The sequence below is a fragment of the Amycolatopsis sp. Poz14 genome, assembly GCF_006704225.1.
In the GTDB taxonomy this organism is placed as follows: domain Bacteria; phylum Actinomycetota; class Actinomycetes; order Mycobacteriales; family Pseudonocardiaceae; genus Amycolatopsis; species Amycolatopsis nivea.
The window spans coordinates 6,103,841-6,117,325 of the sequence record NZ_JACLHD010000001.1 but is presented as its reverse complement, the minus strand read 5'-3'; the positions used below and the strand labels follow the sequence as shown (position 1 = coordinate 6,117,325).

Here is a 13,485-nt window from a genome sequence, read left to right as displayed (position 1 = left end):
GAGTCAGCGGGCAGCGGCGCGGCGCTTCGTCCAGATGTCGTAAGCCACCGCCGCGAGCAGGACCGCACCCTTGACGAGCATGACGCGTTCGCTGGGCGCCCCGATCAGGGACATCCCGTTGTTGATCACCGCCATGATCAGGCCGCCGGTGATGGCTCCGACGACCTTGCCGACCCCGCCCTGGACCGCGGCGCCGCCGATGAACGCGGCGGCGATGGCGTCGAGTTCGAAGTTGACGCCCGCGGTGGGTCCGGCCTGGTTGAGCCGTCCGGCGAAGATGATGCCGGCGAGCGCGGCGAGCACGCCCATGTTGACGAACACCCAGAACGTCACGGATTTGACCTTGACCCCGGACAGCGTCGCGGCCTGGAGGTTCCCGCCGATGGCGTAGATGTGCCTGCCGAACACGGATTTCCCGGCGACGAGCGAGTAGCCGAGCACGAGCACCGCGAGCAGGACGAGCACCCACGGCAGATTGCGGAACCGGGCCAGCTGCACGACCACAGCCAGCACCAGCGCGGCGGCGACGGCGATCTTGAGCACGAACAGCGGGAACGGGTCGACTTCCTGGCCGTAGCCGAGCCGGGCGGCGCGTTTGCGCCATTGCGTGAGCACGATTCCGGCCACCACGACGACCCCGGCGAGAAGGCTGACCAGGTCCGCGCCGCCGAGCGGGCCGAGGCCGATGTTGCCGAGGTATCCGCCGGTGAAGCCGTTGGACAGGGTGCGGATCGCGTCGGGGAAGGGGCCGATGCCCTGGTTGCCGAGCACGGTGAGGGTGAGCGCGCGGAAGGCGAGCATCCCGGCCAGGGTCACGATGAACGCGGGGATGCCGAAGTACGCGACCCAGTATCCCTGCCAGGCGCCGATCACCGCGCCGACGACGAGGGTGAGCACGACCGCGAGCGGCCAGGGCAGCCCGAGGTTCACGGTGAGGACGGCGGCGACCGCGCCGGTCATCGCCACCACCGAGCCCGCGGACAGGTCGATGTGCCCGGAGATGATCACCAGGATCATCCCGATGGCGAGGATCAGCACGTAGGAGTTCTGGACGATGATGTTCGAGATGTTCTGCGGTTCGAGCAGCGCGCCGCCGGTGATCACCTCGAACAGCACGACGATCAGCGCGAACGCGACGTAGATGCCGCTCTGGCGGAGGTTGATCGAGATCCGCCGGGGGCTGCGCCCGGCGGGCGGGGCGGCCGGATCGGCTGGCCGCACGGGGTTGGCGGTGGTCATGGCCGTTCCTTCGTCATGTGTCGCATGAGCAGTTCCTGAGTGGCGTCGGCGCGGGCGACCTCGCCGGTGATCCGGCCCGCGGAGAGCGTGTAGATGCGGTCGCAGAGGCCGAGCAGTTCGGGGAGTTCCGAGGAGATGACGAGGACCGCTTTCCCCTGCGCGGCCATCTCGTTGACGATCGTGTAGATCTCGTACTTCGCGCCGACGTCGATGCCGCGGGTGGGCTCGTCGAGGATGAGCACGTCCGGATCGGTGAAGATCCACTTGGCCAGCACGACCTTCTGCTGGTTGCCGCCGGACAGCTTGCCGGTGACGCTGCGCACCGACGGCGCCTTGATCCGGAGATCGCGGTGGAACCGGAGCGCGACGTCGTGTTCGGTGTGCTCGTTGACCCAGCCGCGGCGGGAGAGCGAGGGCAGTCCCGCCGCGGAGGTGTTGCGCTGGATGTCGTCGATCAGGTTGAGCCCGTAGAGCTTCCGGTCTTCGGTGGCGTAGGCGATGCCGTTGCGGATGGCGTCGCGGACCGACCGCAGCGAGATCTCCTTGCCGTCCTTGACCAGCCGCCCCGAGATGTTCGTGCCGTACGAGCGGCCGAAGACGCTCATCGCGAGTTCGGTGCGGCCCGCGCCCATCAGCCCGGCGAGCCCGACGATCTCGCCGCGGCGCAGGGTCAGGTTCGCCCCGTCCACGACGACCCGCCCGGGCTGGCTCGGGCTGTGCACCGTCCAGTCCTCGATCCGGAGCACCTCCTCGCCGATGTCCGGTTCCCGCGGCGGGAAGCGGTGTTCGAGATCCCGCCCGACCATGCCGGTGATGATGCGTTCCTCGCTCAGCCCGGCGGCGCCGAGCGTTTCGATCGTCTTGCCGTCGCGCAGGATCGTGACGGTGTCGGCGATCGCGGTGACCTCCCCGAGCTTGTGCGAGATGATCACGCACGTGACGCCGTCGTCCCGCAGTTCGCGCAGCAACCCGAGCAGATGCGCCGAATCGTCGTCGTTCAGCGCGGCCGTCGGCTCGTCGAGGATGAGCAGTTTGACGCGCTTGGACAGGGCTTTGGCGATCTCGACCAGCTGCTGTTTGCCCACGCCGAGTTCGCTGACCGGCGTGACGGCGTTCTCGCGCAGCCCGACCCGGCGCAGCAGGTCGGCGGCCTCGTGGTTGGTCCGGTTCCAGTCGACCCAGCCGCGCCGGGCCCGTTCGTTGCCGAGGAAGATGTTCTCGGCGATCGAAAGCTGCCCGCACAGCGCGAGTTCCTGGTGGATGATCACGATGCCGCGGCGCTCGCTGTCGCGGATGGACCCGAACGCGCAGGCCTGGCCGTCGAAGGTGATCTCGCCGTCATAGCTGCCGTGCGGGTGGACGCCGGACAGGATCTTCATCAGGGTGGACTTCCCGGCGCCGTTCTCGCCGCAGACGGCGTGGATCTCCCCGCGCCGCACCGACAGCGTGACGTCGGACAGCGCGGTGACGCCGGGGAAGGTCTTGGTGATCCCGCGCATGCCGAGCAGTTCGGTCATTTCAGCTGGCCCGCCGTGTAGTAGCCGGAGTCGAGCAGTTCCTTCTGGTAGTTGGACTTGTCCACCACGACCGGCTGCAGCAGCTGGGACGGGACGACCTTCTTGCCGTTGTCGTAGTCGGTGGTGTTGTTGACCGCGGGCTTCTGTCCCTTGAGGACGGAGTCGGCCATCTTCACCGTGACGTCGGCGAGTTTGCGGGTGTCCTTGAAGACGGTGGAGTACTGCTCGCCCGCGATGATGGACTTGACCGAGGCGACTTCGGCGTCCTGTCCGGTGACGACCGGGTAGGGCTGGCCGGCGGTGCCGTAGCCGTTGCTCTTGAGCGCCGACAGGATCCCGATCGAAAGGCCGTCGTAGGGGGAGAGCACGCCCTGGACCTTCGCGCCGCCGGTGTAGGTCTTGGTGAGCAGGTCTTCCATCCGGCGCTGCGCGGTGGCCGGGTCCCAGCGCAGGATCGCGGTCGGCGCGAAGTCGACCTGACCGCTCTTGACCACCAGCTTCTTGCTCGCGATCAGCGGTTTGAGCACCGACATCGCGCCGTTGTAGAAGAAGGTCGCGTTGTTGTCGTCCGGCGAGCCGCCGAACAGTTCGATGTTGAACGGGCCCGGCCCGTCGCCGAGGCCCTTGAGCAGCGAGTTCGCCTGCTCGACGCCGACCTTGAAGTTGTCGAAGGTGGCGTAGTAATCCACGGCGGTGGAGTTGCGGATGAGCCGGTCGTAGGCGATCACCGGGACCTTGCGGTCGGCGGCCTCCTGCAGCTGGGTGGTGAGCGCGGTGCCGTCGATCGAGGCGACGACGAGCAGTTTCGCGCCCTTGGTCAGCTGGTTCTCGATCTGGTTGACCTGGGTGGGGATGTCGTTCTCGGCGTACTGCAGGTCGACCTGGTAGCCGAGCTTCTCCAGCGCGGCCTTGATGTTGTCCCCGTCGTGGATCCAGCGCTCCGACGATTTGGTCGGCATCGTCACGCCAACCAGCGCTCCGGCGGACCCGCCCGCCTGCTGGTCGACGGTCTTCGCGCTGGACCCGCAGGCGGCGGCGCCGAACGCGAGCACCGCGACCCCGGCCGTCGCCGCGACGGTGCGGATTTCTCGAATGAACCTCATTGTTCGTTCTCCTTCTTTCAGAAACCCTGGGCGAGCCGGTGGTAGGCCTGGTTCCAGCGGATGCGGTCGGCGAAGTCCGCGGTGGTGGTGTGTCCGTCGATGACGAGCAGTTCGACGTCGAGCATCCGGGCGAAGTCCCGGACGGTCTCGGTGCCGACCGCCTGGGTGAGGACGGTGTGGTGCGGTCCGCCCGCGGTGATCCACGCTTCCGCGGACGTGGCGAGCGACGGCGCGGGCTTCCACACCGCGCGGGCCACCGGCAGGTTCGGCAACGGCTCGTCGGGCGGGACCACGTCGATCTCGTTGGCCACCAGGCGGAACCGGTCGCCGAGGTCGATCAGGCCCAGCACCGTGCCCTGGCCGGCCGCGGCGTCGAAAACCAGCCGCACCGGGTCCTCGCGGCCGCCGATGCCGAGCGGGTGGATCTCGCACGACGGCTTGCCCGCGGCGATGCTGGGGCACACCTCGAGCATGTGCGCGCCGAGGATCTTCGGTTCGCCGGGCCCGAAGTGGTAGGTGTAATCCTCCATAAAGGACGTTCCGTGGTCCGAGCCCCGGCCCATCGCTTTCACCGACGCCAGCAGCGCGGAGGTCTTCCAGTCGCCCTCGCCGCCGAAGCCGTAGCCGTCGGCCATCAGCCGCTGCACTGCTAGTCCCGGCAGCTGGCGGAGTCCGCCGAGATCCTCGAAGTTCGTGGTGAACGCGCCGAACCCGCCTTCGGAGAGGAAGGACCGCAAGCCGAGTTCGATCCGCGCGGCGTAGCGCAGCGACTCGTGCCGCTCACCGGCGCGCGCCAGTTCCGGGGCGAGCGCGTACTCGTCGGCGTACTGCGCGACCAGGCTGTCGACGTCCGAGGAGGAGGCCGCGTCGACCCGTTCGGCGAGCTCGGTGACGCCGTAGGTGTTCACCGAGACACCGAACCGCAGCTCCGCCTCGACCTTGTCGCCTTCGGTGACCGCGACGTCGCGCATGTTGTCGCCGAACCGGGCCAGTCTCAAGGTCCGCAGATGAGCCGCGCCGATCGCCGCGCGCGCCCACGCGTCGATCCGGGCGACCACCGCCGGATCGGCCGCGTGCCCGGCGACCGTCTTGCGCGGGATGCCGAGCCGGGTCTGGACGAATCCGAACTCCCGGTCGCCGTGCGCGGCCTGGTTGAGGTTCATGTAGTCCATGTCGAGCGTGGCCCACGGCAGCGCCGCGTCGAGCTGGGTGTGCAAGTGCAGCAACGGTTTGCGCAGCGCGTCGAGTCCGCTGATCCACATCTTCGCCGGGCTGAAGGTGTGCATCCACGCGATCACGCCGACGCACGCGGGGTCGGCGTTGGCCTCCTGCAGCACCTGCCGGATCCCGGCGGACTCGGTCAGCACCGGTTTCCCGACCAGTTCGCACGGGAGCCCGCCGGAATCGGCCAGCAGCTGCCGGATCCGCAGCGACTGCCCGGCGACCTGGTCGAGGGTCTCCTCGCCGTAGAGCGCCTGGCTGCCGGTGAGGAACCACACCTGCGGCTTGGTCGCGGAAATCATCTGTTCTCCTTGCTGGATCAGGGTTTTCAGCGCTGCCCGTAGACGTTCTGGTAGCGCGCGTGCAGCCGGTCGACGTCGGTTCCCGACAGCGGGACCGGCGTGCCGAGCTGGTGTGCGATGTGGACGGTGCGGGCCACGTCCTCGACCATCACCGCGGCCTTCACCGCGTCCCGCGCGGTCGCGCCGACAGTGAACGGGCCGTGGTTGCGCATCAGGACGGCGGGGGAACGGGTCGCGCGCAGCGTTTCCACGATGCCGCGGCCGATCGAGTCGTCGCCGATCAATGCGAACGGGCCGACCGGGATCTCGCCGCCGAACTCGTCGGCGATCATCGTGAGCACGCACGGGATCGGCTCGCCGCGCGCCGCCCAGGCGGTCGCGTAGGTCGAATGCGTGTGCACCACCCCGCCGACCTCGGGCAGATGCCGGTAGACGTAGGCGTGCGCGGCGGTGTCCGACGACGGGGCCAGTTCGCCGTGCACGAGCTCGCCGTTCAGGTCGGTGACGACCATGGTGTCGGCGCTCAGGTCGTCGTAGGACACTCCGGACGGCTTGATCACCATCAGGTCCTCGCCGGGCACCCGCGCCGACACGTTGCCCGAGGTCCAGACGACCAGCTCGTTGCGCGTCAGCTCGCTGTGCAGCCGCGCGACGGATTCCCGCAGTTCCGCGATCGTCCCGCGCGCCTGGGCGGTCAGCGTCATCAGTTCTGTCCTTTCGCGACAGTGGCCAGTTCGCGGCGGCGCGCGGCGAGACGGTGCAGCACGTCGTTGCCGCCGCGGCCGAAATAGTCGTGCAGCGCGGTGTATTCCGCGTACAGCTCGTCGTAGGCCGACACGTTCGCCAGCACGGGTTGGTGCGCCATCCGCTGGACCGAACCCATCGCCGTCGCGGCCGCGCGCACGTCGAGGTAGGTGCCGGCGGCGACCGCGGCGTGAATCGCGGAGCCGAGCGCGGGTCCCTGCGCCGAGCCGATCACCGAGAGCGGGAGGCCGGTGACGTCGGCGTAGATCTGCATCAGCAACGGGTTCTTGGTCAGCCCGCCCGCGACGATCAGCTCGGTGACCGGAACTCCGGCGGCCTCGAAGGTCTCGATGATCTTGCGGGTGCCGAACGCGGTGGCCTCCAGCAGCGCCCGGTACACGTGCTCGGGCCGGGTGCTCAGCGTCTGCCCGACGAGCACGCCGGACAGCTCGTGGTCGACCAGGACCGACCGGTTGCCGCTGTGCCAGTCGAGCGCGACCAGTCCGTGCTCGCCGATCTCCTGCTGCGCCGCGAGCCCGGTCAGGAACTCGTGGAGCCCTTCGGTGCGCGCAGCGTCCGAATAGGACTGGGGGACGCAGTGGTCGACGAACCAGCCGAAGATGTCGCCGACTCCGCTCTGCCCTGCCTCGTAGCCCCAGAGCCCGGGGACGATGCCGCCGTCGACGACCCCGCACATGCCCGGGACCTCGCGCAGGTCGGCGCCGTTCATGACGTGGCAGGTCGACGTGCCCATGATCGCGACCATCTGGCCCGGCTCGACCGCCTGCGCGGCCGGCGCGGTGACGTGCGCGTCGACGTTCCCGACCGCGACCGCGATCCCGGCGGGCAGCCCGGTCCACGCCGCGGCTTCCGGGCTGAGCTTCCCGGCGAGCGAGCCCAGCTGCCCGATCGGATGGTCGAGCTTGTCCTCCACAAAGGACGCGAAGCCGGGGTCGAGGCTGCCGAGGAATTCCCGGTCCGGGTAGCGGCCGTCCTGGTAGATCCCCTTGTAGCCGGCCGTGCAGGCGTTGCGGACATAAGTCCCGGTGAGCTGCCAGACGATCCAGTCCGCCGCCTCGACCCAATGCCGCATGGCCCGATAGACCTCGGGGGCTTCCTCGAACAGCTGCAGCGCCTTGGCGAACTCCCATTCGGACGAGATCAATCCGCCGTATCGCGGCAGCCACGGCTCGGCGCGTTCGCGGGCCACCGCGTTGATGCGATCGGCCTGCGGTTGCGCGGCGTGATGCCGCCACAGCTTCACGTACGCGTGCGGATTGCCGGTGAACTCCGGGAGTTCGGAGAGGGGAGTGCCGTTCGCGGTGGTCGGGATCATCGTGCAGGCGGTGAAATCCGTGCCGATCCCGATCACGTCCTGCGGGTTGGCGCCCGCTTCGGCCAGCGCGGCGGGCACGGCGGTGCGCAGGACGTCCACGTAGTCCGACGGAACCTGCAACGCCCATCCCGGCGGCAACTCCTCGGCGGTGGCGGGAAGCCGGTCGTCGACGACCCCGTGCCGGTATTCGGTCACGGCGGTCCCCAGTTCGGCGCCGTCGTGCACCCGGACCACCACGGCGCGTCCGGAGAGCGTGCCGAAGTCGATGCCGACGACGAGGGAATCTGCTGGCACTGGAGGGATTTCCTTCCGGACTCCACGCCGCGCGACGGGCTGCCGCTCGACTGTTAGCGCTAACATTTGAAGGGTGATCGCTTGCTTGAATGCGGTCGTGCAGTGCTGCTACCGGGGCCCGGTGCTGTCCCGGACGATCAGATCGGGTGCGACGAGGTGGCGGATGCCGGGGTCGCCGCCTTCCATGCGTTCGACGAGCAGCCGGAACGTCCGCCGCCCGACCTCGATGAAGTCCTGCCGGACGGTGGTCAGCGGCGGGCTGAAGTACGCCGCCTCCGGCACGTCGTCGAACCCGGCCACGCGCACCTGGCCCGGCACCGAAATGCCCGCCTCGGCGAACGCGCGCAGCACGCCCAGCGCCATCTGGTCGTTCGCGACGAACACCGCGTCGGGTCGTGTTTCCGCGACCAGACGGCGTCCCGCGTCGTAGCCGGAACGGGGGCTCCAATCCCCGCGCAACGGCGGCGGCACCTGCGCTCCGCGCCGCTCGAGCGCTTCCCGCCAGCCGCGCTCGCGTTCCAGCGATTCCAGCCAGTCCTCCGGCCCGGCGACGTGCCACACGGTTTCGTGCCCGAGCGACAGCAGATGCTCGGTCACCCGGCGGGCCCCGTCGTACTGGTCGACCGAGATCACCGGCACCGGAACGGATTCGCCGCCGCCGACCGCGACCATCGGGATGTCGCCGGTCACCTGCCGCAACGCCTCGCCTGCCGCGACGTGCGGCGCGATCACCACGATCCCGCCGACCGCCTGCCGCCGCAGATTGTCCACCGCCTCAGCGAAAGTCGACCGCCGAGGCCGGCTGACGCTGGAGATGGTGACCCCGTAACCCTCCTCGCGAGCGGCGTGCTCGATGCCGTACAGCGTGCTCGCTGGACCGTACAAATTGGACTCCAGCGCGACGACGCCGAGAATGCTCGACCGCCCGGTCGCCAACGTCCTGGCCGCCGAGTTCGGCCGGTACCCCAGCTCCTCCACCGCGGCGAGCACCCGGGCCCGCGTCTCCGCGCGAACCGTCCCGGTGTCGTTGACGACCCGGGAGACAGTCATGTGCGAAACACCCGCCATGGCAGCCACTTCGGCAAGCCCGGGCTGGCGTTTGGCAGTGGGACCGTCGGTGGGCATCCCCGCACCTCCTCGCTGAAGTTCGCGGCGTGAGCATGGCAATGTTAGCGATAACAGGCGGCTGGTCAAGGCTTTCTTCGCAACTTGGTGCGGGACTGGTGTCGACGGGGCGGCGTCTCACCGCCGCGGAACCGGCCGCGAAAGCCGAAGCTCGATCAACTCCGCCCCTCGCCGCAACAGATCCACCCACTGCTCCGGATCATGCTGAAAGCGGGAAGCAGACCACCCAACCGACAAGCTCCCGTACGGCTCTCCGCGCAAAAACACCGGCACGGCGAGCGTCGCCACCCCGGTGTCGTACTCGCCGGTGGTGAACGCCCAACCCCGCTCGGCGACCTCGGCGAGTTGTTCGCGGAGCACGGCGAGATCGGTGACCGTATCCGGCGTGAACCGGGCCATCGGCCGGTCGGCGAACAACCGGTCGCGTTCCTCTTCGGACAGGAACGCGAAGTAAGCCTTGCTCGTCGCCCCCGCATGCGCCGGGTACAGCTCGCCGACCAGTGAGTAGCCGCGCAGCCGTCCGTCCGCGCCTTCCGCGGCCAGCACGCATCGGGTGTGCGCACCGTCGGGCAGGGACAGCAGGGCGGCGTGTCCGGTCTGGGCGGCGAGGTCGGACAGGACTGGGACCACCAGCAGGTCCAGCGCCCCGGCCCGGTCCCACATCCGGCCCAGGTGCAGTGCGGCCGGGCCGATCCGGTACTTGCGGGTGCTGTCGTCGCGGACGAGGAAACCGCGGTGGGCCAGCACGGCCAGGAGCCGTTGAGCGATCGACGTGTGGAGCCCGAACTCGCGGGCCACCGCGGTGACGCCCCATTCCGGGCGGGCGCGGTCGAACGCGAGCAGGACCTGCAGCGCGCGGTCCGCGGTCTGCGGCAGGCCGGGCGGGGTGGTGCGGTCGTCGGGGTCCGGCATCCAGCCATTGTGCGAATAACGGGAAATGCTGGCAATGCCGGGGCGCCCGGACGGAATCTGGTCGGACCAATCCCGGCGGCCTTGAACTCTCCAGAGGAACCACATGCTCAAACACGTCCTGGAACTGCTCGAAATCCTCGACGACCCGGCGGTGACCGGGAAAGAGGTCGTCGCCTACCTCGACGCCGTCGCCGACGCGGACGGCAGCGGCGCGGAGATCACGACGGTGCCCGGCCCGGCCGGGAAGACCGACTTCGTCCGGGTGCGCGTGTCGGGCAGCCGGGGCCGCACCGCGGGTGGCGACGCGCCCACGCTCGGTGTCGTCGGGCGGCTCGGCGGGGTCGGCGCCCGGCCGGAGGTGACCGGGTTCGTGTCCGACGGGGACGGTGCGGCCGCCGCGCTCGCCGCCGCGGCCAAGCTGCTGTCCATGCGGGCTCGCGGGGACGTGCTGGCCGGCGACGTGCTGATCGGGACGCACGTCTGCCCGGACGCGCCGACCCTGCCGCACGATCCGGTGCCGTTCATGAACTCGCCGGTCGACATCGCCACGATGAACAGCTACGAGCTCTCCGACGAGATGGCCGCCGTGCTGTCGATCGACACCACCAAGGGCAACCGGGTGATCAACCACCGCGGGCTCGCCCTTTCCCCGACCGTCCGCAGCGGCTACATCCTGCGGGTCTCGGAGGGCTTGGGCGAACTGCTGGAGGCGGTGACCGGAGCGCCGCTGGTGACCTACCCGATCACCACGCAGGACATCACCCCGTACGGCAACGGCGTCTATCACCTGAACTCGATCCTGCAGCCGGCGACGGCGACGGACGCGCCGGTCGTCGGGCTGGCGATCACGTCGGCGGCGACGGTGGCCGGTTGCGCGACCGGCGCCAGCCACGAGACGGACATCGCGGCCGCCGCGCGCTACGCGGTCGAGGTCGCCAAGCAGTTCGGGGCGGGCGCGCTGCATTTCCACGACGAGGCAGAGTTCGCCAATCTGCAAGCCCGCTACGGCTCGATGGCGCACCTGCAGACGCTGGGCACGGAGGTGGCCGGATGAGCACCGCGACGAAAACCGCGAAACACGCCAAGAAACGGATCGGCAACGACGACTACTCGCTGCGCCGCGTCCCTGAAAACGCCCGCTACGGGTTCGGGTCGATGCTGCTGCAGTGGCTCGCGCAGTCCGGCTCGCTGTCGCAGTTCGTGCTCGGCGCGACGCTCGGCGTGGGGATGCGGTTCTCCGACGCGTTCTGGGCGTTCACCCTCGGCGCGGTGATCCTGGAGGTGGTGATCTTCCTGATCGGCCTCGCCGGGCAGCGCGAGGGGCTCACCATGACCATGCTGACCCGCTTCACCGGCTTCGGCCGCAACGGGTCCGCGCTGGTGAGCCTGGTGATCGCGATCAGCCTGGTGGGCTGGTTCGGCGTGCAGAACGGCATCTTCGGCAAGAGCATGCACGCGCTCGTCGGCGGTCCGCCGTGGCTGTGGTGCGCGGTGTCCGGCGTCGTCTTGACGCTGCTGGTGATCTACGGCTTCAAGTACATGATGTGGCTGGCGAAGATCGCGGTGCCGCTGTTCTTCGGCCTCGTCGCGTGGAGCGTCATCTCGACCCTGTCCGACCACTCGGTGGGCGCGCTGATGTCGGCCGCGCCGACCGCGACGGCGATCTCCATCCCGGCCGCGGCGACGATCATCGCGGGCGGCTACATGACCGGCGCCGTGGTCGCCCCGGACATGACCCGGTTCAACCGCAAGGGCTGGCACGTCCTGCTGCAGAGCTCCGCGTCGATGGTCTTGTCCGAGTACATCGTCGGCATGACCGGCGTGCTGCTCGGGCACCTGGTCGGCAGTTCCGACGTCACGCACATCGTGCTGTCCACGTCGGGCTTCGTCGGGCTGATCGTGGTGGTCCTGGCGACCGCGAAGATCAACGACTGGAACCTCTACGGCTCTTCGCTGGGCGTGGTGAACTTCGTGCGGACCGTGTTCGGCCGCCCGCTGCACCGCGGTGTCGTCACCCTGGTGATCGGCATCGCCGGGACGGTGCTGTCCGCGATCGGCTTCCTCCAGCACTTCACCGCGTTCCTGTCCGTGCTGGGCGTCGCGATCCCGCCGGTGGGCGGCATCATCGTGGCCGAGTACTTCCTGGTGCGCGGCCTCTCCACGCCGCTGCGGGAGACCAGGGCCGCCGGCCGGGTCCCGGCGTCGATGCCGGTGTGGGTGCCCGCCACGCTCGCGGTGTGGGCGGCGGCGTTCTGCGTCGGCGAGTTCGTGCACTGGGGCATCCCCGCGCTCAACTCGCTGCTCACCGCCGCGATCCTGTACACGGTGCTGGGCCGCGCCGGGCTGATCCGGCCGGTGGGCTCGGCGGAACTGGAGGAGGTGGCGCGGTGACCAGCGCACAGGACGAGGTGGTCGACCTCTGCCGGGACCTGATCCGGATCGACACGTCCAACCCGGGCGCGACCGAGCGGCCCGCCGCCGAGTACGTCGCGGAGAAGCTCACCGACGCCGGGCTGGAACCGACGCTGGTGGAAAGCGCGCCCGGGCGGGCCAGTGTGTTCGCGCGAGTGTCCGGTGTGGACTCGTCGCGTCCCGCGCTGCTTCTGCACGGGCACCTGGACGTGGTGCCCGCCGACGCCGACGAGTGGAGCGTCCCGCCGTTTTCCGGCGAGATTGCCGACGGCATGCTGTGGGGCCGCGGTGCCATCGACATGAAGGACTTCGACGCGGCGATCCTCGCGCTGGCGCGGCAGTTCGGCCGCACCGGCGAGAAACCGGCGCGGGACATCGTGTTCGGCTTCCTCGCCGACGAGGAGGGCGGCGGCAAGTTCGGCTCGCACTGGCTGGCCGAGCACCGCCCGGACCTATTCGACGGCGTGGGCGAGGCGATCACCGAGGGCGGCGGGGTGTCGTTCGACCTCGGCAACGGCAACAGGCTCTATCCGATCGAGTGCGCGCAGCGCGGGCAGGCTTGGCTGCGGCTGACCGCCACCGGCCGGGCCGGGCACGGCTCGTCGCCGAACGACGAGAACGCGGTCACCGATCTCGCCGAATCGCTCGCCCGGATCGGGCGGCACCGGTTCCCGGTCCGGCTGATCGAACCGGTGCGCGCGCTGCTGGAAAGCGCCGCCGAACTGCTCGGCGTCTCCTTCGATCCGTCCGATGTGGACGGCAGCCTGGCGCGGATGGGCCCGGTGGCCGGCCTGGTGAACGTGATCCTGCGCAATTCGGCGAACCCGACCATGATCTCCGGCGGCTACCAGGTCAACGTCATTCCCGGCCGGGCCACCGCCGCGGTCGACGGCCGGTTCCTGCCCGGGTACGAGCAGGAGCTGCTGGACACCATCGACGAGTTGCTGCTGCCGTCGGTGCGCCGCGAGTTCATTCACCGCGACATCGCCATGGAAAGCGGCTTCGACGGCCCACTGGTGGACGCCATGTGCGCCGCGATCACCGCGGAGGACACGGATGGTCACCCCACGCCGTACTGCAACGCGGGCGGCACCGACAACAAGGCGCTGTCCGGGCTCGGCATCCGCGGCTTCGGGTTCAAGGCGCTGCGCGTCCCTCCGGAACTGCCCTACAACCGGCTCTTCCACGGCGTGGACGAACGCGTGCCGCTGGAGTCGCTGCGGTTCTCCGTCCGGGTCCTGGACCGGCTGCTGCGGACTTGCTGAACAATGGCGGGCGAA

Annotated in this window: 11 protein-coding genes; 3 read left to right on the top strand and 8 right to left on the bottom strand. The window is 69.7% G+C overall.

Translation table 11 applies throughout. The features are described 5' to 3' along the window. Positions 1-3: 3 nt before the first annotated feature. The 8 genes from mmsB to FKO37_RS28620 all read right to left on the bottom strand — a co-directional run bounded on the left by mmsB (position 4) and on the right by FKO37_RS28620 (position 9,793). Positions 4-1,239 (bottom strand): multiple monosaccharide ABC transporter permease, encoded by a 1,236-nt coding sequence (gene mmsB / locus FKO37_RS28655; protein WP_037806337.1) that lies wholly within the window; start codon positions 1,237-1,239, stop codon positions 4-6. Further along, entirely contained in the window at positions 1,236-2,756 is a 1,521-nt protein-coding gene (gene mmsA / locus FKO37_RS28650; protein ID WP_238606504.1) for a multiple monosaccharide ABC transporter ATP-binding protein, read from the bottom strand. The genes mmsB and mmsA overlap by 4 nt, the downstream gene beginning before the upstream one ends. Continuing rightward, positions 2,753-3,859, bottom strand: coding sequence for a multiple monosaccharide ABC transporter substrate-binding protein (gene chvE, locus FKO37_RS28645; RefSeq protein ID WP_238606503.1), 1,107 nt, complete (start codon positions 3,857-3,859; stop codon positions 2,753-2,755). The genes mmsA and chvE overlap by 4 nt, the downstream gene beginning before the upstream one ends. 17 nt (positions 3,860-3,876) lie before the next feature. Next, positions 3,877-5,382: an L-arabinose isomerase gene (gene araA, locus FKO37_RS28640; protein WP_238606502.1), complete on the bottom strand. Its 1,506-nt coding sequence runs from the start codon at positions 5,380-5,382 to the stop codon at positions 3,877-3,879. Between the two features lie 26 nt (positions 5,383-5,408). Beyond that, positions 5,409-6,086, bottom strand: a complete 678-nt coding sequence (locus tag FKO37_RS28635) for an L-ribulose-5-phosphate 4-epimerase (protein ID WP_238606501.1) — start codon at positions 6,084-6,086, stop codon at positions 5,409-5,411. After that, complete coding sequence (gene araB, locus FKO37_RS28630; protein ID WP_238606500.1) at positions 6,086-7,756, bottom strand: ribulokinase; 1,671 nt, start codon at positions 7,754-7,756, stop codon at positions 6,086-6,088. The genes FKO37_RS28635 and araB overlap by 1 nt, the downstream gene beginning before the upstream one ends. 108 nt (positions 7,757-7,864) lie before the next feature. Further along, entirely contained in the window at positions 7,865-8,881 is a 1,017-nt protein-coding gene (locus FKO37_RS28625) for a LacI family DNA-binding transcriptional regulator (protein WP_134662844.1), read from the bottom strand. Between the two features lie 117 nt (positions 8,882-8,998). After that, positions 8,999-9,793, bottom strand: coding sequence for an IclR family transcriptional regulator (locus FKO37_RS28620; RefSeq protein WP_037806323.1), 795 nt, complete (start codon positions 9,791-9,793; stop codon positions 8,999-9,001). A gap of 103 nt (positions 9,794-9,896) precedes the next feature. On the opposite strand from FKO37_RS28620, the gene FKO37_RS28615 reads away from it, so the two are divergent. Genes FKO37_RS28615 through FKO37_RS28605 form a run of 3 tightly spaced genes read left to right on the top strand, consistent with a single transcriptional unit; the run spans position 9,897 to position 13,470 of the window. Further along, entirely contained in the window at positions 9,897-10,847 is a 951-nt protein-coding gene (locus tag FKO37_RS28615; protein WP_238606499.1) for a DUF1177 domain-containing protein, read from the top strand. Continuing rightward, positions 10,844-12,184, top strand: a complete 1,341-nt coding sequence (locus tag FKO37_RS28610) for a cytosine permease (protein ID WP_037806319.1) — start codon at positions 10,844-10,846, stop codon at positions 12,182-12,184. The genes FKO37_RS28615 and FKO37_RS28610 overlap by 4 nt, the downstream gene beginning before the upstream one ends. Further along, positions 12,181-13,470, top strand: coding sequence for a M20/M25/M40 family metallo-hydrolase (locus FKO37_RS28605; RefSeq protein ID WP_238606498.1), 1,290 nt, complete (start codon positions 12,181-12,183; stop codon positions 13,468-13,470). Before FKO37_RS28610 ends, FKO37_RS28605 begins: the two co-directional genes overlap by 4 nt. Positions 13,471-13,485 lie beyond the last annotated feature (15 nt).

Coding starts and splice junctions, on each gene's coding strand:
- araA (WP_238606502.1), bottom strand. CDS start 5,382: ATGATTTCCGCGACCAAGCCGCAGGTGTGGTTCCTCACCGGCAGCCAG.
- mmsA (WP_238606504.1), bottom strand. CDS start 2,756: ATGACCGAACTGCTCGGCATGCGCGGGATCACCAAGACCTTCCCCGGC.
- FKO37_RS28635 (WP_238606501.1), bottom strand. CDS start 6,086: ATGACGCTGACCGCCCAGGCGCGCGGGACGATCGCGGAACTGCGGGAA.
- mmsB (WP_037806337.1), bottom strand. CDS start 1,239: ATGACCACCGCCAACCCCGTGCGGCCAGCCGATCCGGCCGCCCCGCCC.
- FKO37_RS28615 (WP_238606499.1), top strand. CDS start 9,897: ATGCTCAAACACGTCCTGGAACTGCTCGAAATCCTCGACGACCCGGCG.
- FKO37_RS28620 (WP_037806323.1), bottom strand. CDS start 9,793: ATGCCGGACCCCGACGACCGCACCACCCCGCCCGGCCTGCCGCAGACC.
- chvE (WP_238606503.1), bottom strand. CDS start 3,859: ATGAGGTTCATTCGAGAAATCCGCACCGTCGCGGCGACGGCCGGGGTC.
- FKO37_RS28625 (WP_134662844.1), bottom strand. CDS start 8,881: ATGCCCACCGACGGTCCCACTGCCAAACGCCAGCCCGGGCTTGCCGAA.
- FKO37_RS28610 (WP_037806319.1), top strand. CDS start 10,844: ATGAGCACCGCGACGAAAACCGCGAAACACGCCAAGAAACGGATCGGC.